General features: G+C 70.1%; 14 protein-coding genes and 1 riboswitch. Of the genes, 6 read left to right on the forward strand and 8 right to left on the reverse strand.

Annotation, left to right across the window (positions count from 1 at the left end):
• Positions 1-2: 2 nt before the first annotated feature.
• On the reverse strand, positions 3-2,693 hold the full coding sequence (locus ACJMKZ_RS05565; protein WP_405232200.1) for an HzsA-related protein: 2,691 nt from the start codon (positions 2,691-2,693) through the stop codon (positions 3-5).
• Between the two features lie 693 nt (positions 2,694-3,386).
• Positions 3,387-3,471, forward strand: a riboswitch (cyclic di-GMP riboswitch).
• A gap of 122 nt (positions 3,472-3,593) precedes the next feature.
• Here ACJMKZ_RS05565 and ACJMKZ_RS05570 point away from each other — a divergent pair.
• The 3 genes from ACJMKZ_RS05570 to ACJMKZ_RS05580 are packed head-to-tail and all read left to right on the forward strand — an operon-like array spanning position 3,594 to position 8,889.
• Positions 3,594-4,775 (forward strand): hypothetical protein, encoded by a 1,182-nt coding sequence (locus ACJMKZ_RS05570; RefSeq protein WP_405233141.1) that lies wholly within the window; start codon positions 3,594-3,596, stop codon positions 4,773-4,775.
• A gap of 14 nt (positions 4,776-4,789) precedes the next feature.
• Entirely contained in the window at positions 4,790-7,258 is a 2,469-nt protein-coding gene (locus tag ACJMKZ_RS05575; RefSeq protein WP_405232201.1) for a LamG domain-containing protein, read from the forward strand.
• 29 nt (positions 7,259-7,287) lie between these two features.
• Positions 7,288-8,889, forward strand: coding sequence for a hypothetical protein (locus tag ACJMKZ_RS05580; protein ID WP_405232202.1), 1,602 nt, complete (start codon positions 7,288-7,290; stop codon positions 8,887-8,889).
• A 68-nt stretch (positions 8,890-8,957) separates the two neighbouring features.
• Here ACJMKZ_RS05580 and ACJMKZ_RS05585 read toward each other — a convergent pair whose 3' ends face one another.
• Together ACJMKZ_RS05585 and ACJMKZ_RS05590 are read right to left on the reverse strand one after the other, a co-directional pair.
• On the reverse strand, positions 8,958-9,881 hold the full coding sequence (locus tag ACJMKZ_RS05585; RefSeq protein WP_405232203.1) for an alpha/beta hydrolase: 924 nt from the start codon (positions 9,879-9,881) through the stop codon (positions 8,958-8,960).
• Positions 9,882-9,909: 28 nt separating this feature from the next.
• Positions 9,910-10,731, reverse strand: coding sequence for an SDR family NAD(P)-dependent oxidoreductase (locus tag ACJMKZ_RS05590; RefSeq protein ID WP_405232204.1), 822 nt, complete (start codon positions 10,729-10,731; stop codon positions 9,910-9,912).
• Positions 10,732-10,784: 53 nt separating this feature from the next.
• Between ACJMKZ_RS05590 and ACJMKZ_RS05595 the strand changes: the two genes are divergently transcribed.
• The 3 genes from ACJMKZ_RS05595 to ACJMKZ_RS05605 all read left to right on the forward strand — a co-directional run bounded on the left by ACJMKZ_RS05595 (position 10,785) and on the right by ACJMKZ_RS05605 (position 13,922).
• Positions 10,785-11,705 carry a peptidyl-prolyl cis-trans isomerase gene (locus ACJMKZ_RS05595; protein WP_405232205.1) on the forward strand — a complete coding sequence of 307 codons (921 nt, stop codon included), beginning with the start codon at positions 10,785-10,787 and terminating at the stop codon, positions 11,703-11,705.
• On the forward strand, positions 11,702-12,916 hold the full coding sequence (locus ACJMKZ_RS05600) for a HupE/UreJ family protein (protein WP_405232206.1): 1,215 nt from the start codon (positions 11,702-11,704) through the stop codon (positions 12,914-12,916). The genes ACJMKZ_RS05595 and ACJMKZ_RS05600 overlap by 4 nt, the downstream gene beginning before the upstream one ends.
• Before the next feature lie 94 nt (positions 12,917-13,010).
• On the forward strand, positions 13,011-13,922 hold the full coding sequence (locus ACJMKZ_RS05605) for a haloalkane dehalogenase (protein ID WP_405232207.1): 912 nt from the start codon (positions 13,011-13,013) through the stop codon (positions 13,920-13,922).
• Positions 13,923-13,928: 6 nt separating this feature from the next.
• Here ACJMKZ_RS05605 and ACJMKZ_RS05610 read toward each other — a convergent pair whose 3' ends face one another.
• From ACJMKZ_RS05610 to ACJMKZ_RS05630, 5 genes are all read right to left on the reverse strand, one after another.
• Positions 13,929-14,492 carry an SRPBCC family protein gene (locus ACJMKZ_RS05610; RefSeq protein WP_405233142.1) on the reverse strand — a complete coding sequence of 188 codons (564 nt, stop codon included), beginning with the start codon at positions 14,490-14,492 and terminating at the stop codon, positions 13,929-13,931.
• A gap of 2 nt (positions 14,493-14,494) precedes the next feature.
• Entirely contained in the window at positions 14,495-16,039 is a 1,545-nt protein-coding gene (locus ACJMKZ_RS05615) for an acetolactate synthase large subunit (protein WP_405232208.1), read from the reverse strand.
• 64 nt (positions 16,040-16,103) lie between these two features.
• Positions 16,104-19,307 carry an efflux RND transporter permease subunit gene (locus tag ACJMKZ_RS05620; RefSeq protein ID WP_405232209.1) on the reverse strand — a complete coding sequence of 1,068 codons (3,204 nt, stop codon included), beginning with the start codon at positions 19,305-19,307 and terminating at the stop codon, positions 16,104-16,106.
• A gap of 4 nt (positions 19,308-19,311) precedes the next feature.
• Complete coding sequence (locus ACJMKZ_RS05625; protein WP_405232210.1) at positions 19,312-20,505, reverse strand: efflux RND transporter periplasmic adaptor subunit; 1,194 nt, start codon at positions 20,503-20,505, stop codon at positions 19,312-19,314.
• Complete coding sequence (locus tag ACJMKZ_RS05630) at positions 20,502-21,932, reverse strand: efflux transporter outer membrane subunit (protein WP_405232211.1); 1,431 nt, start codon at positions 21,930-21,932, stop codon at positions 20,502-20,504. The genes ACJMKZ_RS05625 and ACJMKZ_RS05630 overlap by 4 nt, the downstream gene beginning before the upstream one ends.
• Positions 21,933-21,944 lie beyond the last annotated feature (12 nt).

Raw genomic sequence — 21,944 nt, forward strand, 5'->3', positions numbered from 1 at the left:
CATCAGTTCTCCGGCGCGTCGAACGGGTTGTTGTAGTACTGGGCGCCGATGTCCAGCCATTCCGACAGGAGCTTCAGCTCGGCCGGGGTGAGCCAGCCCGCGTGGCTGCCGCCGGTTGCGAACCGGTCGAAGAAGCGACCGGACGCATTGGCGCCTGCCGTACTCATGCTGGACGGCACGGTCACCGGCTCGAGGATGGGATCGCCGGTGTCCGGGTCGATACCCACCTCCACCAGCAGGTCCACGAGGGCACCCATGTCGAGCACCTGCTCGTTGTCGTCGGCCAGCAGCTCCCGGTAGGCGTTGAAGTGATCGGGTTCGTCGGGAGACGCGCCGTCGGTCAGCTCGAGCTGCCCGTCGGGCACCTTCAGCTGGCCCATGGCATCGGTGCGGGTGTGGCAGGTGATGCAGGTATTGTCGGCCTCGGGGATGCCATCCTGGTCCACGTCCACGATCCGCGGCTTCGACCACAGCGGATGGATGTGGGCCTCGTAGTTGATCACCGCCCGGCAGGTCGCGCTCCAGTCGCCGATACAGTCGGGCGTGGCCGGCGCCAGGGTGTCCAGGCCGGACTCGTCGGGCACCACCGTGGGGCCGTAGCGCCATGCGAACGGCTCGTCCTTCGCCCGGCCGGCGGCGGCCTCGTCGGTCCAGACGTCCTGGTAGACGATATCCAGAGAAGGCTCGATGGCGGCGCAATCGGTGGCGCAGCTGGTGCGCGCCCGCACCTCGGCCATGGTCTCGCCCACGTCGGCGAACAGGGTCGGGTCGGTGTTGGGGAACGGCTGCCCGGTCACCTCGGCGCCCTCGTTCAGCACGGGATACGCGTCCGCGCGGCCGTGGGACTCGCCGCTCGACGGGTCGTGGCAGCCGGAGCACTCCAGCAGCTGGCCGGGCCGCAGCTGCAGCCAGTTGTTGTGCCGCGGCCCGATGCGCCGACCTTCACCGTCGAGCACGCTGACGCCGAGGGCCACGTTGGCCGGGACCTTGATCATCACCGAGCCGTCGGGCTCCACTTCCGCGTAACCCACGATCTCGCGCATGCCCTGGCCTGCGGAGACGCCGAAGGCGCTGTTGTCGAAGTCGCGTACGTCCTCGTCCGGGATGGAGACGGCCTTCACCACCCGCAGGAAGCGCGCCGGCCGGTCGGCCGCGGTCGTCTGGGCCGGGTCGGCGAGCACGTCGATGCCCGCGCCCGAGACGTCCTCGCCGGCGACGTCGTAGACGCTGCGGATGTGGATCACAGCCGCGCCCTCGGCCGCGATGTCCGGGTCCAGGGTGAACGGCTCGGAATCATCGAAGATCACCGGCGGCGTGCCGGTGCCCGGCTCCGCGGCGACGATGTCCGTGTACATGAAACCCTCTTCGGGCGCGACGACCGGCTGCTGGGTCTCATCGCTGCGGTCGTAGATCCAGACGCCGTAGAGCGGCGGCGCCTCGACGAGTGCCGCGTCCGCCAGGTTGTCGTCGGTGCACGGCACGATCCTGAGATCGACCGGATCCTGCAGGCGGCACTGGCTCCAGCTCACCAGCAGCCGCTCTGTGCCGTCGCGCAGCGGGAACACGGAGTTGTAGCGACCGCCCGGCGAGGGCGTATCGGTGTCGATCAGCACCTCGTTGATGGTGGCCGCGGTCTGCGCCGGGCCGGACAGCACGCCGATGTTGTCCCGGTTCGGCTGGGTGTTCTCGATGTAATTGGCGACGTCGATCTCGATGATGTCGCCGCCGCCCCCGGCGCCGTCGAAGGGGCGCAGCAGGGCCATGACGTTGCCGTTCGGCAGCTCGCGGGGGCGCAGGAACTGCACGGGCTCGCCGCCGCTGCCGGTGTCGTGGCTGTTGGCGCCGTACAGCAGTTCGAGCGCGGCTCCATCAGGGTTCATGCGGTAGAGATGGATGCCGTCGTTGCCCGGCGCGTTGTCCCAGCGGCTGAACACCACCTGGCCGTTGGAGAGCACCGCCGGATCCAGATCGTGACTCTGATTGAAACTGACCTGCCGGATCTCGGTGCCGTCCGCGTTCATGACGTGCAGCACCAGCGCCGGCACGTTGCGGTCCTCGTCGAGGGCCGCGAACTGAGGCTTGCCTTCGTCCAGCAGCACGGCGCCGGACTGGCGCTGGCGCGTGGAGGAGAAGATGATGCGCCCGTCGGGAAGGTACGCAGGCGCGAGGTCGTGGCCCGACTCCGCGACGATGTCCGAGGCGATGATCCGCCGCAGCGTCTCGCCCGGGATGTCGTACTCCCACACGTTCCAGGTCGGCTGATCCTCCTCGTCGGCGCCCTCGATGAACTGCGCCCGCATCGCGAACAGCACCTTCGTGCCGTCGCGCGATATCTCCAGGTCGCGGACGTCGCCCAGGCCTTCGGTGATCTCCCCGGTGACGTTGACGTCCGCTGTGCTGGGCGAGGCGCGGTCGCGCACGTACAGATCGGCGCCGATGTCGAAGGTCACCGGCTCGCGCACGTCGAAGTCGGTCGGGTCACCGTTGTCGTCGACCGGGACCGGCCGCTTCACGTAGGCGATGGGGAAGTCGAGTACGACGGGGTCGGGATCCTGCCCGCTGCCGAAGCCGATGCGGCCTTCGCCGCTGCCGCCGCCGCCGCAGCCCGCGGCGGCCACCAGCGTGCAGGCGACGGCGACGAGAGCCGCCCTTGCCGGCGTCCTCCGGGTAACTGTCTGCATCGTGCTGTTCATGGGACATCCTCTTTCCTGCAGCCGTCACGCGACGCACTCCTGCGATCACTGCGGGAATGCTGCAGGCGCCCTGCACCGCCGGTCTTCCGACACGCGGCTGGAAGGCTCGCGACCAGCCGTGACCAATGGTGGAGAGGGGCCTCACTGCATTCTGTTAACAAGATCACAAATCCATGGAGTTCGTCGCGCGCACGTCCTGGCGGCTCTGATGAATAACGAGCGGCGCAGTATAGGGAGCGTTCCGGGACGCGCGTAATGTGGAAATTCGCCGACAGAGAAAGCGCACCGATGGCCTCGTAATATCGGCTGCGAGGTGACGCGAGGGCCGTCACCCGGACGCACGTTGTCGTGGATTCGCGACAAGCCGAAACGCCCGCCGAATCAGGGGGTTGTCCTCCGGTCGCCGACAAAGTGTCGATTTCCGCCGACAAGTGGTTGACATATGCCGGCCCGGCGCCGCCGCCCCGATCAAACGCAACCCGTTGTTCTGTATTCGAAACGGCTTTTCCTGTGACCCGAGTCGTGATCTGGCACGCGGCTTGCAACCGTCTGCCCGCAACAGTAGCCGGCCGCGGGGGAGCACGCGTGGCGGGAGTCCCGGGAGACCACGGGACTTGTGAATGGAGTCACGGTGGCCCTGTCGGCGATCTGCGAGCATCGGACGCTTTGAATAGCGCGATGCGCACGCAGGGCTTCTGAAAAGGGCAAACCCGTCGAAAGGCGGGGACGCAAAGCCAGCGGTCTACGGACTCACGTCCAGGACGGCGAAGCTGCCACGAGTGAAAGCTGACGATCAGCACGGATGGTCCGCGCGGACACGTCCTCCGCTCCCGACGGTCTTCGCCCCCTGGCAGTAAGGGAAGACGGAAACGTATGAGCAGGATCGTCATGAACGTACCCATGAACGTACAGAAGCAGTTCGCGCACGCGCTTCCGCGCCGCGCCCTACTCGCCATCGCCTGCCTCGCGCTCGCGCTGGTCGCCACGGCCGAAGCGGGTCCGCGGGAACAGGCGAAACGGCTCCACGACCGTCTCGCGGGCGTGCCCCCCACCGAGCAGGTGCTGGCCGACATGGAAGCCGACATTCTCGCCGGCAACCCCATCGCGGCCGCGGAGACGGCCATGGAGAACAGCGCCTTCTACAACGTGACGCTGAAGAACTTCGTGACGCCCTGGACGAACCGGGAGCAGACGGTGTTCGCGCCGCTGAACGACTACACCGCCACGGTCATCGGCATGATCCGCGACGACGTGCCGTTCAATACCGTGCTCTCCGCCGACATCCTCTACGTCGGCGACAGCGGTCTCGGGCTGCCTCCCTACTCCATGTCCGACAACGCCCATTACGAGGCCATGGAGGAACAGGGCATCGATCTGAAGACCACGCTGGTGCAGACCAGCCAGTCCGCGGTCACGGAGCTGCCGGCCTCCGCCACCGCCGGCGTGGTCACCAGCCGCGCCGCCGCCGAGGCCTTCTTCATCGCCGGCACCAACCGGGCGATGTTCCGTTTCACGCTGATGAATCACATGTGCAACGACCTGGAGCAGGTCAAGGACGGCTCGCGCTCGCCGGACCGCATCCGCCAGGACGTCTCGCGCAGCCCGGGCGGCGACAGCCGCGTCTTCCTGAACAACTGCGTGGAATGCCACGCGGGCATGGATCCGCTGGCGCAGGCCTACGCCTACTACGACTTCGACCCGGACACCGGCCGCATCGAGTACACCGAGGGTCAGGTGCATCCCAAGTACTTCAATAACGATGCCAACTTCCCGTTCGGCTTCCGCACGCCCGACGACCGCTGGGACAACTACTGGCGGGAGGGGCGCAATGCCAGCCTCGGCTGGGATCCGTCGCTGCCGGGCAGCGGCAACGGCGCCAAGTCCCTCGGCCAGGAGTTCGGCGCGAGCGACGTCTTCGCCGAATGTCAGGTGAAGAAGGTGTTCGAGGCCGTGTGCTTCCGCCTGCCACAGGATGCGGCCGACCGGGCGGCCCTCGACAGGATCACCGGCGTATTCCGCGCCGATCAGTACCGCATGAAGACGGTGTTCGCCGAGACCGCCGTGCACTGCATGGGCGAATGAGGAGGTCGGCAATCATGGATAGAAACAACAGGGTCTCTCTGCCCGCCCGCGCTCGCCTCGTCGTCGCTCTCGCAGCCGCCGCCGCGCTGGCCGGCTGCTCCAGCGGCGCCGACGTCGAGGAGAATCCGGTGACGAGCGTCACGCCGTCGCCCGACTACACGGGCCCGGCGCCCGCCACCGACGATGTGCAGTCGTTCAAGATCGAGGTCTGGGACAACGTGCGTCCGGACAACCGCTGCGGCGCCTGTCACGGCACTGGCGGCCAGGCGCCCACCTTCGCCCGCACCGACGACGTCAACCTGGCCTACGAGGAGGCGAACGCCATCGTCGATCTGACCTCGCCGGCCGACTCCCGCATGGTGACGAAGGTGGCAGGCGGCCATAACTGCTGGGAATCCAGCGACGCAGTCTGCGGCGAGATCCTGACGACCTGGATCGGCAACTGGGCCGGCGACGCCGCGGGCGGCGGCAAGAACATCGAGCTGGAAGCACCGGTGGAGAAGCAGCCCGGCGCCAGCAAGAGCTTCCCGGACGACGCCGGCGCGCTGTTCGGGCAGACCGTGCACCCCGTCCTCACCGAGTACTGCGCCGGCTGCCACACCAGCGCCGCGGCCACGTCGCAGTCGCCGTTCTTCGCTGAGGCCGACGTGGCGGCCGCCTACGATGCCGCGAAGTCGAAAATCAATCTGGACGACCCAGCGGCCTCGCGCTTCGTCGTGCGCCTGGCGAGCGAGTTCCACAACTGCTGGAGCGACTGCGCAGCGAACGCGGCGCAGATGCAGTCGGCCGTGGAGGCTTTCGCCAATCAGGTGATGCCCACCGAGGTCGACCCCGATTTCGTTCTCAGCCGCGCGCTGGCACTGACCGACGGCATCGTCGCCTCCGGCGGCAATCGCTACGAGCGCAACGTGATCGCGCTGTGGGAGTTCAAGACCGGCCAGGGCGACACCGCTTTCGACACCAGCGGCGTCGAGCCGGCGCTGAACCTCACCATCAGCGGCGCCTACAACTGGGTCGGCGGCTGGGGCATCGCGCTGCGCGAGGGCAAGGCCCAGGGTACGACCACGGCGAGCCGCAAGCTGCACGACCTGATAAAGGGCACCGGCGAGTACGCGATCGAGGCCTGGGTGGTGCCCGCCAACGTCGTCCAGGAGGAGTCCCGGATCGTCAGCTATTCCGCCGGCACCACCGCGCGCAACTTCACGCTCGGCCAGACCCTGTACAGCTACGACTTCTTCAACCGCTCGGATGCCACCGACGGCAACGGTGACCCGGTGCTGACCACCTCCGCCGCCGACGAGGACCTGCAGGCGACCCTGCAGCACGTCGTCGCAAACTTCGACCCGGTGGAGGGCCGCAGCATCTACGTGAACGGCGTGCCCACCGACGACATGGACCCGCTCGGCACGGGCGGCAGCATCGCCGACTGGGACGACACCTTCGCCTTCGTCCTCGGCAACGAGGTGTCGGGCGACCGGCAGTTCGCCGGTACGTTCCGCATGGTGGCCATCCACAACCGGACGCTGACGCCGGAGCAGATCGTGCAGAACTTCGACGTCGGCGTCGGCGAGAAATTCTTCCTGCTGTTCGGCGTGAGCCACCTGATCGACGTTCCCGAGGCCTACGTCCTGTTCGAAGTGGCGCAGTTCGACAGCTACTCGTATCTGTTCACCAAGCCCCACTTCATCAGTCTGGACGATACGGCCACCTGGAGCGGCATCGCACTGGAAGGCATGCGCATCGGCCTGAACGGCGGCGAGCCCGTCGCGGGACAGGCCTACAAGACGGTCTCCACGACACTGTCGAGCGACGCGGCCACCGCCGACCTCGGCCAGCCGCTGGCGGACGTGGGCACGATCATCGAGCTGCAGAAGGGCCCCGAGTCGGACGAGTTCTTCCTGACCTTCGAAGTGCTCGGCGCAAACACCAACGTCCGTACCGAGCCGACGCCGCTCACGCCGGCCGCGACCGACCGCGAGCCGTCGCCGGACGTGGGGGTGCGGGTCTTCGACGAGCTGAACGCGTCGATGTCCCAGATCACCGGCGTACCCATGACCCATCCGGACGTGGTGCAGACCTTCGAGACCGTGAAGCAGCAGCTGCCTACGGTGGAGAGCTTCGGCGCGTTCTCGTCCTCGCAGCAGGTGGGCGTGTCCCAGCTCGCCATCGAGTACTGCAACGCGCTGGTCGAGGACACCGGGCTGCGCGCCCAGGTGTTCCCGGGCTTCAATTTCGACGCAGCAGTGACGACGGCTTACGGCACCCCGGCCGCACGCGACCAGCTGCTGGATCCGCTGATCACGCGGATCAACAACACCAATGTCGTAAGCCAGCCGCATCCGGACGACGTGAAGGCCGAGCTGAACAGCCTGATCGACCGGCTGACCGTCTGCGGCGGCAGCTGCGAGCCGGGCCGCACGGAGACCGTCGCCAAGGCGACCTGTGCCGCGATCATCGGCAGCGCCACGCTGACGATCCAGTAACCGACGAAGTTTGAATCGAGGCAACAACCATGGCCAAGAAGTACGGACCCATCGATCCCGACGCCCCGATCCGCCACCCGGATCATCCGCGCCCGATCACCCGTCGACAGTTGCTCTCCCAGGGTTTCATCGCCGGCACGGGCACGCTGATGGGCTCGGGCGTGATGAGCCTGTTCGCCAACCCCAGGGCCGCCTACGCAGCGCTGAGCCCGGATCTGCAGGCGCTGACGCAGTCCTGCGGCATCGCCGTGCAGGGGGCGGGAAAGATCCCGTTCATCGGCTTCGATCTGGCGGGCGGTGCCAACATGGCCGGCTCGAACGTACTGGTCGGCAAGGAGGGCGGTCAGCTCGACTTCCTGTCCACCGAGGGCTACGCCAAGCTCGGCCTGCCCGGCGACATGATTCCGCCGGTCACCAATCCGCAGACCGGCACCAATGACTTCATCAACACCGACCTGGGGCTCGCCTTCCACTCCGACAGCGCGTTCCTGCGCGGCATGATGATGCACCTGTCGCCGTCCACCATGGCCAACATCAACGGCTGCGTGATCCCCGCGCGCTCGGAGAACGACACCGGCAACAACCCGCACAACCCGATGTACGGCATCGCGCGGGCGGGCGCCGACGGCGAGCTGCTGACGCTGATCGGCTCGCGCTCGTCGGATTCCGGCGGCAACTCGATGGCGCCCTCGATGCTGATGGACCAGTCGATCCGGCCGACCAAGGTCGACCGGGCGAGCGACGTGACCGGCCTGGTGGATACCGGCAAGCTGGTCGGCCTGCTGGCCCAGGAGGACGCGGTGGCCGTGATGGAGTCCATCCAGCGCATCAGCGACATGAAGCTCGGCCGGGTGGATACGAAGCTCGAGATCACCGCGGACGACGTGCTGAAGGACCTCGTGAACTGCGGCTACGTCAAGGCGGCCGATCTGGCCGACCGCTTCGGCGAGCCCGGCATCCTCGATCCGGACGCGGACCTCGATATCGTCGGCGACGACCTCGCGAGCATCTTCACCCAGGCCGATTACCAGGACGACCGGGAGTTCCGCAAGACCGCCGCCGTCATGAAGATGGTGGTGAACGGCTTCGCCGGTGCCGGAACCGTGGCCATGGGCGGCTACGACTACCACGGCGGCATGCGCCGCGAGGGCGAGGTGAAGGACTTCCGCGCCGGCCGCTGCATGGGCGCGTGCCTCGAATACGCCGCGCGCAAGGGCCTGCCCCTGATGCTCTACGTGTTCAGCGACGGCTCGCTGTCGGCGAACGGCACCATCGACAACTCCGAGGAAGGGCGGGGCAAGTTCGAGTGGACGAGCGACAACCAATCCACGGCGGCGTCGTTCTTCCTGGTCTACAGCCCCACCGGCAGGCCGCAGCTGCTCGACAGCAACGGCGGACCCGAGCGCCACCAGCAGATCGGCTGGTTCCAGGCGGACGGCTCCGTGCAGAACGCCTCCACCCCGGCGGCGAACAACGTCAACCTGCTGGTCGAGACGGTGATCCTGAACTACATGGCGCTGCACGGCGAGCAGGGCCTGTTCCCGAACGTATTCCCCGGCAACGGCCTCGGCAACAATCAGTTGCGGGACAGCCTCACCGCCTTCGCGCCGATCGTGAACGGCACCATCTGAACGATCTCTCCCTGGCCGGCCCGACCCTGCCGGCAAGCCACGGGGACAGTTAACCCGATTCGTGCGGGTTAACTGTCCCCGGCACTCCGCCGGCCGGCGGCCATCCGCGCCTCCATGAAGGCGGCCATCTCCAGGATGGCCTGCTTCGCCTCGGGCATGCGCCCCACGAAGAAGTGCCACACGTGCCACATGCCGGGCCAGACCCGCAGCGTCACGTCCACGCCAGCCTCCCGCGCCTTCTCCGCCACCCGGGTCGAATCGCTGAGCAGCACCTCGTGATCACCCACCTGCAGCATCAGCGGCGGCAGCCCCTCCAGCGAGGCGTACAGCGGCGACACCAGCCGGTGGCGGGGGTCCGTGTCCTGGTGGTAGTTCTGCGCCATCGGCGCGATCTCGTCGGCATCGAACCAGGGATCCTTGTCGTTACGGCTTTTCAGCGAGCCGCCGGTCGCGGCGAGGTCGGTCCAGGCAGAAATGAGGGAGGCTGCGCCGGGCAGCGGCGTTCCCTCGTCCCGGGCCGCCACCATCACTGCAAGCGCCAGCCCGCCGCCGGCCGAATCGCCGGCGAGGATCACCTTGCGGGGATCCGCCCCCTGCTCCAGCAGCCACCGGTAGGCGGCGAGTCCGTCCTCCAGGGCGGCGGGGAAAGGGTGCTCCGGTGCCAGCCGGTATTCGGGCATCAGCAGCCGTATGCCGGCGGCACGGGTGATGTGGGAGACCGCGTTGCGGTGGCTGGCGCAGGAGCCGGCCGTGTAGGCGCCCCCGTGCAGGTAGAGCACCACCTCGTCCTCGGCGGAGGCCTCAGGAATGAGCCACTCCGCATGCAGGCCGGCCACCTGCTCCGGGACGATCCGCACGCCGTCCGCCGCAGGGATGGCACCGCCCATCCGGTCCAGCCGCGCGCGCCGCTCGGACATCGGCGCGTCCGGCTTGCGGAAACGCACGCGCAGTCGCAGCAGTGCCCGCGTCAGTCTCGCTCTCAGGCTGATCATGGAAATCCCGTCCCCGTCGCCGTCCCGGTCAGCCGGACTCGCCGGCGGGCCGGGTGCGTTCCTCGAATCGCCGGCCGAACCACAGTACGAGCCGCGGCAAGAAACGCTGCAGCAGGTGCAAGCGACGCGCCATCGGGTCCGGGAACACGTACTCGCGGTCTTCGCGGATACCCCTCAGTATGGCGCGCACAACGTCCGCCGGCTCGGTGACGATGTCGTCGGGGACCTTGCGCGGCGGGTCCTCGCCGAACTGTATCGAGTCGAGGATGGGCGTGCGGCTGAAGAACGGGAAGACGGTGGTCACGCGGACGCCGGTGTCCTCCAGGTCCCGGGTGAGGCTATCGCCGAAACCGCGTACGCCGAACTTGGAGGCGGAGTACACGGACATGCCTCCCGCGGCCACCCAGCCCGCGATGGAGGAGACGTTGACGACGTGGCCCGAGTCGCGCTCGAGCATGGACGGCAGGAACAGTGCGGTGAGGCGCATCACCGAGAGCAGGTTCACCTGCATGAGTGTCTCCCATTGCTGCCAGGGGATCCGATCGATGCGCCCGCTCATGCCGATGCCGGCGTTGTTCACGAGGATATCGGGCACCGCAACTGCCCGGACCTTTTCGTAGAGCCGCTCGCAGCCGTCGCGGGAAGAGAGGTCCGCCTCGGGCACCGCAAGAATCTCGCCTCGTGCCCCGGCCTCCACCTGGATGGTCCGGGCGGCCTCCGCCAGCGCCGCGGCGTCCCGGTCCGTCACGATCATCCGGCTGCCCGCCGCGAGGAACTGGCGCATCATCTGCCGGCCGAAACCGCCGGATGCGCCGGTCACCAGCACCGTCGCCCCGTCGAGAGTCGTCATTGCGCATACTCCGCCGTCGTCCAGCGGCGTAATGTACCGGAGCCGGCCCTATAATGCCCACGGTGAGCGACCCGAGCGACAACCCGCAGGACCAGCCGGCGGCCGACCGCCGGCCCCGGGCGAACTCCCGTGGCGATCGCCGGAACCTGACGATCCTTGCCGCCGGCGCCTGCGCCGGCATCGCGCTCGCGGTCTACGGCCTGCTCGCCACGGACGCGCCGCGGGACCTGCCGGCCGACGCGGCGGCGCGGGTGAACGATCGCCTCATCGGCAATACCGAATTCGCGGACGCCCTCGCCGCCCTCGGCAGCGATTCCCGCGATGCCCTCGACCCCGCGGACCGGGACTGGATACTGCGCCGCCTGGTGGAGGAGGAACTGCTCGTACAGCGTGCGCTGGAACTCGACCTGGGACACACCGACCGCGCGGCGCGGGACGCGCTGGTGGACGCCATGATCCGGCGAATCACCCGGGACGCCGCGGCCCGCCCGCCCTCCGAAGACGAGCTGCGTGCCTGGTACGCGGACAACCGTGCCCTGTTCGCCGGCGCGCCGCGGCTGCGCGTGCAGGCCCGCGCGGCGCCCGACGAGGCGGCGGCCCGCGCCCTGCGGGAACGGCTCGTGAGCCATGGCGGCGGCGAGCCGGCGGGTGCCTCGGCAGGTGAGCCGGTAACCGGCCTGCCGGATGCCCTGCTGCCGCCGGCGAAACTGCGCGACTACCTCGGCCCCCGCGTCACCGCCGCGCTGAGCAATGCACCGACCGGGGAATGGCTGGCGCCGCTGCCCTATGCCGGGCGCTGGATCGTCGCCCGCGTGGCCGGACGCGGCGAGGCCGCGGCGCCGCCCTACGGCGAGATCCGCGACCGGGTGGAGGCCGCCTGGCGGCGCGCGCAGATGGACACCGCCCTCGCCCGCTATCTCGACGAACTGCGGACGCGGGCGGACATCGAGACGGCGGAGACCGCGCAGCGGTGAGCCGGCGCGCGGGCACACTCGCGCTGCTGTGTCTGCTCGCGGGCGCCGCGGCAGCCCACACCCGCAGCGAATCCTGGTCGGAATGGCACACCGGCGCCCGGAGCGCCACGGGCATCGTGACCGTGCCGGCGCGCGAGGTCACCCGCCTGCCGGAGGTGACCCGGGACGGCGAGCCCCTTGGCCAGTCTCTTGGCCGGCTCTTCGCCGACTATCTGGCGGGCCGCGTCGTCGTGCGCTCGGCGGAAGGCCCCTGCGCGCTGATCGCCGCCGAGCCGCTGACGGCCCGGGCCGGCTACGTCAGGGTGGAACTGCGCTACGATTGCCACGGGCCGCCCGAGAGCGTGCGGGCGGGCGTGCTGTTCGATCGGGTGCAGGGCCACACCCACTTCGCGCGGCAGGCCGGCACGCTCACCGAATCGCTCATCCGCGAGGGCGACCCCGAATTCCGCTTCCACAGTGGCGGCGACGCGCGATCGGACGACCGCGCGAGCTTCGACAATTATCTGCAGCTTGGCATCACCCACATACTGAGCGGGCCGGATCACATCGCGTTCCTGCTGGCCCTGCTGCTCGCCGCCGCACGCTGGCGCAACGTGGTCATTGCCGTCACCGGTTTCACGATCGGGCACAGCGTGACGCTGTCGCTCGCCGTCACCGGGCTGGTGCAGGCTTCACCGCCCCGGGTGGAGGCCTTCATCGGCTATACCATCGCCCTCGTGGCAGCGGAGACGGTGGCGCTCCGGGACGGCTACTGGCGCCGGCTCGCCGTCGCCGCCGCGCTCGTGGCCGGCGTCGCCGGCATCGCTGCCTGGGCGTTGGCCGACCTGCCGCTCCGGGGCCTGGCCGCCTATGCCGGCCTCGCGCTCTTCTCCGGCTGCTACCTGGCCCTGGCCGGCGAGGTCGACGACCGCCGCCGGCGCAGCGGTTTCCTCGGCGCGGTCGCCATCCTTTTCGGCCTCATCCACGGGCTGGGGTTCGCCGGCTTCCTGCTGCAGACCGGCCTGCCCGAAGACGCAGTCGCCCTGCCGCTGGTCGCCTTCAACATCGGCGTCGAGCTGGGCCAGCTGATGCTGGTGGCCGCCGTGCTGGTCGCGGCCGCCGTCGCGGGCCGGCTGTTCCGGGTGACACGCGCCGAGCCGGCCGAGACCCTGCTGGCGGCCGTCCTCTGCGGCCTGGGGCTCGCCTGGTTCGCGGGACGCAGCCTCGGCTGAGCGCCTCTTCCGAGAGCGCGGTCCAAAGTCCGGGTGCTTGCGTCCATGACCGGTGGGACCCGAGAATGAGGGCCAATCAGCAGGGGGAGCCGCCATGGAAGTCCTGAAGACGCCGCCGGAGCGATTCCGGGATCTGCCCGACTACCCGTTCGCCGAGCACTGGACCGAGGTCGACGGACTCGCCCTGCACTACGTGGACGAGGGACCGCGGCAAGGCCGGCCGGTGCTGCTGCTGCACGGGGAGCCGAGCTGGTCCTATCTCTACCGCCACATGATCCCGGTCATCGTCGATGCCGGCCACCGCGCCGTGGCGCCGGACCTCATAGGCTTCGGCAAGTCGGACAAGCCGGCGGCGGTGGCCGACTACAGCTACCAGCGCCACATGGACTGGCTCACCGCCTTCCTGCTGGAGTTGGACCTCAGGGACGTGACCCTGGTCTGTCAGGACTGGGGGTCGCTGCTCGGCCTGCGGCTCGCCGCCGAGAACCCGGAGCGTTTCAGCGGCATCGTACTGGCCAACGGCGGCCTGCCCACCGGCGACCAGCAGCTGCCGGCCGCGTTCAAGGTCTGGCAGCTGTTCGCCCGCTGGAGCCCCTGGTTCCCGATCGGCCGTATCGTCGACCAGGGCACGACCACGCCGCTCCCGCCGGAGGTGATCGCCGCCTACGACGCGCCATTCCCTTCGGCGCGTTACAAGGCGGCCGCGCGGGCCTTCCCGCCGCTGGTCCCGACCCGGCCGGATGATCCGGCGGCACCCGCCAATCGCAAGGCCTGGGAGGTACTCGACCGCTGGGAGAAACCGTTCCTGACCGCCTTCAGCGACAAGGATCCGATCACCCGCGGCATGGACAAGGTGGCCCGGGCGCGCATCCCCGGCGCGGCGGGACAGCCGCACACGACCATCTGCGGCGGCGGCCACTTCCTGCAGGAGGACCGCGGTCCCGAGCTGGCCCGGGTGGTGGTGGAGTTCATGCAGGCAAACGAGCCGGCCGCCGCCACCGGCTGAGGCGGATCAGGCTTCGCCGTCGTCCGGCGTGCCGGTTTCGATCAGCCTCTGCAGCCGCAGCAGCTGCTCGGCCAGCACCCGATCCACTGCCGGGGCGATCTGGTCCAGCCCGCGGGGGTCGTAGCCGCCCACCGCGTAGTCAAGGGCGATGCGGGTGCGGCCTTCCTCCGCGGCGAGACTCCAGGTCATGTTGCCGTTCACCCCCATCAGGCCGAGTGGCCCGAGGCCGCCGGTCAGACGCAGCATGCGGCCCGGCTCGACGAACGTGACGGTCATGTGCACGACCGCGCCGTCCTCGCCGAGCTTCTCGCAGAAGCAGCCGTTGGGGCGGGTCTCGATATAGAGGTTGTCCGGCCGGCCGGAATAAGTGTGCGCGCCGTCCCACCATTCACCCACGTGCGCGGTCAGCATGCGCCACGCCGTCTCCGGCGGCGCGTCCACGGCGGTCTCGACGTGCACCGTGAAGCCGTGCGCCGCCGCTGCGGTCACCTCGGCGCCGGCGGGCGGCGGCGCGGCCCCGATCGAGAGGACCAGGACTATTAATGGCAGCGGCATCCGCACGGCCCGCATCGTCACAGCACCAGCTCGATGAGGTTGGGGCCGGGCTCCGGCACGAAGTCGGCCAGCGCCCGGTTGAACTCCTCGAGCGTCGTCGCCCGCCGGGCGGTGACGCCCATCCCTTCGGCCAGCGCCACCCACTCCAGGTCCGGCCGGCCGATGTCCAGCATGTCCCGGGCCTTGGGTCCCGGTTCGCCGGCGCCCACCCGCATGAACTCGATGTTCAGGATGCGGTACTGGCGGTTGGCGAAGATGACGTTGGTGACATTCAGTCCTTCCCGCGCCTGGGTCCACAGCGACTGCAGGGTGTACATGCCGCCGCCGTCGGCCTGCAACGCCAGCACCTTGCGGTCGGGACAGGCGATCGCGGCGCCCGTGGCCACCGGCAGGCCCTGGCCGATGGAGCCGCCGGTGAGCATCAGCCAGTCGTGGGGCGGCGCAGTGGCCGTGGCCGGCAGCAGGGCGCCCCCGCTGGTGGCGGATTCGTCGGAGACGATGGCGTTCTCGGGCAGCGCCGCGGCGATGGCGAGTGCCAGCGTCTCGGCGCCGAGGTCGCCGGTCGGCGGCCCGGACTGGCGGGCCGGTGCCAGTTCGGCCCGATCCGGGCCCGCCCCGAGTTCGTCGGCCAGCGCCTCCAGCGCGCCGACGCCGTCCTCGCCCGGTTCGGCCAGGCTCATGATTTCGCAGTCGTCCGGCGCGATGCGGCTCGGCACGCCCGGGTAGGCGAAGAACGTGACCGGCTCGCGGGTATTCACCAACACCAGGTGGCGAATGCCGGCGAGCGCTTCCCGCGCCTCCTCGGCGAAATAGGGCAGGCGACCGATGACGGCGCGGCCGGCGCCGCGCTCCTGACGGCCGACGAAGGTATCCGTGAGCAGCCGCGCGCCGCTGGCATTGGCGACGCGGCTGGCGAGCTCCAGGCCGCGGCTGCGCAGCACCGGCCCGTTCACGAGGATGGCGGCCGGTTCACCGCTCGCGAGCGCCCGGCCCACGGCGCGGATGTTTTCGCCATCGAGCGGGGCCGGTGCGGCCGCCGGCAGGGCATCGCCGGGCGGCGGGCCGTCCTGCCAGGCGAGGTCCGCCGGCATGATCAGCGTGGCGATTCCGCCCGGCGGCGCCGTGGCGGCGGCCACCGCCTCGGCCGCATCGCCGGCCAGCGCACTGCCGTCCTCGCAGGTACGCACCCAGTCCGACACCGGCCGGGAGACCCCTTCGATATCTGACGTGAGCGGCGCGTCCAGCTGGCGATGCCAGGTGGCATGCTCGCCGATGATGTTGACGATGGGCGTATGGGCGCGCCGGGCATTGTGGAAATTCGCGAACGCGTTGCCCATGCCGGGACCGAGATGCAGCAGGGTGGCGGCCGGCACGCCGCGCATGCGCCCGTAGCCGTCCGCCGCGCCGGAGACCACGCCCTCGAACAGGGCGAGCACGCTGCGCATGCCGTCCACCCGGTCCAGGGCGGCGACGAACTGCATCTCCGATGTGCCGGGATTGGTGAAGCACACCTCGACCCCGGCGGCGAGCAGCGTCCGCAATAGTGATTCGGCACCATTCATGGCGCCGATATTAGCAGACAGCGGCAGCCGGTCAGACGGACGCGGAGCAGCGCCCGGGCCCGCGTCAGCCCGAATGCTGCGGCAGCCGTGCCGCGCGCCGGCCGGCGACCCAGCGCTGGACGTCGGTCATCGCCAGATAGCTTGCCGGCACCAGCAGCAGCGCGATGGCCGTGACGAACAGCACGCCGAAGCCCAGGCTGATGGCCATGGGGATCAGGAAGCGGGCCTGCAGCGACGTCTCGAAGATGATCGGCGTGAGGCCGAAGAAGGTCGTCAGCGACGTGAGCACCACCGGCCGCACGCGGCGCACGGTGCCGGAGATCACCGCGTCCTGCAGTTCCACACCCTCCTTGCGGAAGTCGTTGATGGCGGTGATCAGCACCAGCGAGCCGTTGATGACCACGCCGGAGAGCGCAACCAGGCCGAGCACGCTTACGAAACTCATCGTGTAGCCCATGATCGCGTGGCCGAGCACGGCGCCGATCAGGCCGAAGGGGACGGCGAAGAGCACCAGCAGCGGCTGCACGTAGCTGCGGAAAGCGACGGCCATCAGCGCGTACATGGCGAGCAGCGCCAGCACCATGCCCCGCATCAGGCCGCCGATGGACTCCGCCTGCGCCTCCTGCTCGCCGGACAGGCTCCAGGTGAGCCCCGGCAGCTCCTGCTGCATGCGCGGCAGCACCTCGCCCGTCAGCGCGGCGGTGATCTGCCCGGCGTTGGCGACGTTCTCGTCCACGTCGGAGCTGACCTCGATGACCCGCTTGCCGTCCTCGCGCCGGATCTCCGTGAACGAGCGCCCCTCCGTCACCCGGGCGGCCTGCCCCAGCGGAATCTCACCGCCGCCGGGCGTGCGCACGATGAAAGTCTCCACGGAATAAAGCGTCTCGCGCTCGGACTCGGGCAGCCGCACGTACACGCGCAACTCGTCGCGCCCGCGCTGCTGGCGCAGGGACTCGGCGCCGAAGAAGGCGGCGCGGATCTGATTGGCGAGATCGCTCTCGGTGATGCCGAGGCTGCGGGCCGCCGGCTTCAGCTCCAGGTCGAGCTGGGGTTTGCCTTGCTCCAGGCCGCTGTCCACGTCGAACACGCCCGCGTAATCCGCCAGCTCCCCGGCGAGCCGGGCGGCCGCGTGCTCCAGGGTCAGCACGTCCCGGTGCGAGAGCTGGATGGCCACCTTGGCGCCGGCGGCGGGACCCACGGAATAGTTGTAGGTCATGCGCTCGGCCGCCGGCGGCTCGCCCACCTTGCGGCGCCAGCGGTTGGCGAACTCCTCGGCGCTCACCTCCCGGTCGCCGGCCGGCGCCAGGTACACGGTCACGAGCGCCCGGTGGCCGCCGGTCTGGGTGCCGATGCTGATGTCGCCGCCGCCGGTGTTGGGCTGGCTCTTGCCGATCTCCGAGTAGATGCCGGTGACCAGCGGCTCGTCGCCGGTGACCACGTCCTCGCCACCGAGCTCCTTCTCCACCTCCCGGGCGGCGGCGATCATACGCTCCATGACGCCGCGGGTCTCGTGCACCGGCGCGCCGAAGGGCAGCTCGACGCCCGCCGAGACGAAGTCGGCCTCCACCCGGGGGAAGAAGGTCAGCGGCACGCGGCCGCTGGCCAGCATCGCCCAGGCGACGATGAGCACGCTGAGTGCCGCCGACAGCGCCAGGTAGCGGCGCTCGGCCACCCGCTCGGCCGCCGGCCGGAAGCGATTCTCGATCCAGTTCTCCAGTCCGTTGGAGAACTGCTTCTGCCAGCGGTAGATCGGCCGCATCACGGGGTTCGGCCGGAACTGTCCGGAGCGGCGTACGTGGGCGAGGTGAGCCGGCAGGATCAGCAGACACTCGACCAGCGAGAGCAGCAGGATCGGGATGACGATCATCGGGATGTTGATGAAGAATTTGCCGATGATGCCGGGCACGAACAGCAGCGGCATGAATGCCAGCACGGTGGTGAGGACGGCGAACACCACCGGCGTCAGCACCTCCCGGGTGCCGGCCACCGCGGAGGTGAGCGGGTCGTTGTAGCGGCTGCGGTTGGCGAATACGGCCTCGCCCACCACCACCGCGTCGTCGACCACGATGCCCAGCGTCAGGATGAAGGCGAACAGAGAGATGATATTGATGGAGATGTCCGCCATCGGCATGAACAGGAATACGCCGAGGAAGGAGATGGGCATGCCGAGCGTCACCCAGAAGGCGAGACGCGGCTGCAGGAAGATGCCCAGCACGATCAGCACCAGCAGTGCGCCGAGGCGGCCGTTCTCGATCAGCAGGCCGATGCGGTCGCGGAAGGCCTCCGAGGAGTCGTCCGTGACCACCAGGTTCACGGTGTCGGGCAGGTCGCCCTGCCGGGCGTCGATAAACTCGTGCACGGCGTCTGCGACGGTCAGCGGCGACTCGTCGCCCACGCGGAACACCTTCAGCCGCACGGCCGGGTGGCCGTCGTAGAACGCCTCGGTGTCGGTGTCGCGGTAGCCGTCGACGATGGTCGCCATCTCGCCCAGTGTCACGCGGGAGCCGTCCGGATTGCTGATGACGGCGATGTCGTCGAACTCGTCGCCGAACTCGCGCCGCTCGGTGGTGCGCACCAGCACGTCGCCGCCGGCCGTCTTCACCGTGCCGCCCGGCAGGTCGATGGAGGCGGCGCGCACCCGCCGGGCGATCTCCGGCAGCGTGAGGCCGTAGCGGCGGAGCTGCTCCTGGGGCACCTCGATGCTGACCTCGGGCGGCGGCAGGCCGTCCACCTCGATGAGCGTGATGCGCGGGTCGTCCAGCAGCTCGCCGCGCAGCTGCTCCGCCAGCCCGTCCAGCTCGCGAAGCTCAAGATCGCCGTAGACGATCAGGTTCAGCACCTGCTCCCGGTTGGTCGCCAGGGAGATGACCGGGCGCTCCGCGTCCTCGGGGAAGGAGGTGATGCGGTCCACGGCGCTCTTGACGTCGTTCAGCGCCTGGTCGGCATCGGTGTCGAGCAGCAGCTCGGCCAGCACGACGCCGCGCCCCTCGTTCACGACCGAGCTGACTTCCTTGATGCCGTCGACACCGCGCGCGGCCTCCTCGACCGCGAGCACCACGCCCTCCTCCACCTCCTCGGGGCTCGCGCCCGGGTAGGACACGCTCACGGTGATGATGTCGAGATCGATCTCCGGGAAGACCTCCTGGCGCACCTGTTGGGCGAACAGCAGCCCGCCGACGATCAGCAACAGCATCAGCAGGTTCGCCGCGACGGCATTGCGCGCCATCCAGGCGATGGGACCCCGCATGGCTGTGGGATCGGCGCTCATCCCGTCACGGGTTCCCGGCAGCCTCTTCCGCCCCGACCGGGAGTTCGTCCTGCAGCCTGAGCTTCATGCCCGGCACCGGCGAGGCGAGCGGGCTGGTCACCACCAGCTCGCCGGCCTCCAGGCCGCCGGTGATCATCACCTGGTCCGGCTTGCGCCAGCCCACTTCCACCCGACGGATGTCGAGCCGGCCGTCCTCGCCGTAGACGTAGACCCGGTCGCCGGCGTGCAGCCAGGCGCGCTCGAGCGCCACCACTTCGGTGACCCGGTCGCTCCCGATCTCCACGTCGACATAACTGTCGAACAGCAGCGGCAGGCCGCCCGTCTCCAGCGCCAGCGGATCGTCGATGCCGACCAGCACCCGGGCGAGCCGGCCGGCCGGGTCCAGGTCGCCGAGCAGCCGGAGCAGCCGGCCGCGGCGCACGACGGTCTCGGCGCCGCTGTCGTAACGGATCTCGACCGTCGAGCCGCCCCGGCCCTGCGCGTCCGGCAGCTCGAGGGCGCCGAGCCGGTCCACGGGTACGGCGGCGCGCACCCACGCCCGGTCGGTACCGGCCAGGGTGGCCGCCTGGCTCTGCGGCGACAGGGTCTGCCCCGGGTCCACGTTCTCTGTCAGCACCAGCGCATTGAACGGTGCGGTCACCCGGGTACGCTGCAGGTTCAGCTCGGCCTGGCGCAGCTGCGCCCGGGCCGCCGCCACCGCAGCCTCGGCGGCGGCCAGCTGGGGCTCGCGCAACGCCAGCGAGGGGTCGGCGGCCTCGTCCCGCTCGTCGGCGAACAGCCGCCACTCGCGCTCGGCGACCCGCCGGCGGCCCTGCTCGAGGGCGAGTCTTGCCTCGGCATCCGCCAGCCGGGTGCGGGCCGTCTCCACCGCCAGCTCGTAGTCCTCCGGCTCGATGCGGAACAGCAGCTCGCCGGCCTCCACGAGCCCGCCGGGCACCAGCGCATCGTTGAGTTCCACCACACGTCCGCCCACCTGGGGCTGCAGCACCACGCGGAGCGACGGCGTCACCACGCCCTGCGCCGGCACGGTAAAGCGTTCGGTCCGGCTCTCGGCGGGCCAGGTCTCCACCAGCGTGCCCCGATCCACCCGGGGCGCCTTCTGGGGCTCCGTGCGGGTGGCCAGCAACACGGCCGACAGCGCGATGCCGCCGACCAGCACGAGGGCCGCCGCGAGGGCCTGCCGACGGCCGGGGCTCAAGCGGCCCCCTTGCGCAGCAGCGAGACACCGAGGGCGCGGCACAGCTGGATGCGGCCGCTGTACTGGTCGCGCCGGGCGCCGATCAGCGACTGCTCCAGGCTCTGCTTCGATTGCAGCGCGAGCAGCACGTCGAGGAAATCCACCTGCCCTTCCTGATAAGCGGCGCGCGTCAGCGTCAGCACCCGCTCCGCCTCCGCCAGCTGGCGGCGCAGGCTCGTCACCAGGTCGTCCCGGGCACGGGTCTGCGCCAGGGAGACGGCCACTTCGGTCCAGGCATCGAGCAGCGCGCCGGCGTACCCGGTCAGCGCTTCCTCCGCCTCGGCGTCGCGCAGGTCGATGTTGGCGCGGCGCTGGCCGAAGTCGAACAGGTTGGTGGTGACCTCCGCGCCCGCCTGCCACAGCGTGTCGCTGAAAAGATCCTCCAGCATGGTCTCCACGGAAATCAGGCTGCCGCTCAGCGACAGGGACGGGAGGCGCTGCGCGATGCTGGCCGCAAGCCGGCGGTCGCTGGCGGCGAGCGCCAGACGGGCGGCGCGGACGTCGGGACGGGCCTCCGGCAACGTGGCCGGCACGCCGGGATCCGGCAGCGGCGGCACGGCCGGCAGTCCCTGGTCGTCCGGCAGCGGGGCGGTATCCGGCGGGGTGCCGAGCAGGGCGGCGAGCTGATGCTCCAGCACCCTGCGCTGACCGCGCGCCACGCCCAGCTGGCCGTCCAGCCGCTGCAGCTGCTGGCGCTGGCGCCCCAGGTCGGCCGCGCCGCTCTGGCCCAGGCCGAACCGCAGCCGGGTAAGTTCGAGGAACTTCTGCGAGGTGGCCACCTGCTGCTCCAGCAGGGCCACCAGTTCACGCTGCGCGAGCAGGGACGCCCAGGTATCCGCCAGCTGGGCGCCGAGGCTCACCTCGAGCGCCGCCAGCGACTCCGCGGCCGCCTCGGCCTGCAGTGCCGCCGCCCGGTACTCGTTGCGCACCCGGCCCCACACGTCCACCTCGTAGCTCGCCGCGAGGGAGCCCTGGTACTGCTCCGATACGCCGCCGGCGGGGAAGCCGGGAGGCAGCGCGTCGCCGGGGATCTGCGCGGCGAGGAAACCCGCACCCACCGCGTCGCCCCGGCTGCCCTCGATGGCGAGGTCCAGACGCGGCAGCAGCGGCGAGCGGGCACCCCGGGCCATGGCTTCGGCCTGGCGCAACCGCGCCACCGCCCCGCGCAGCTCGAGGCTGTCCGCCGCCAGGCGCGATTCCAGGGCGGCCAGGGATTCGCCGCCGAGGTCCCGGCACACCGCCTCCGCCGGTGCGCCGGCTGCCGGAGAGTCCGGCCAGGCGGACGGCACGGGCAGCACGTCCTCCGCACCCTCGGGCGCGTAGCGGTGAGTCGAGCAGGCCGCCACACCGAGGATGACGGTCATGATTCCGAGGAGGCGCAGGGGCATGGTCAGCTTCGG

This window comes from Lentisalinibacter salinarum, from assembly GCF_040706555.1.
GTDB lineage: Bacteria > Pseudomonadota > Gammaproteobacteria > Steroidobacterales > Woeseiaceae > Lentisalinibacter > Lentisalinibacter salinarum.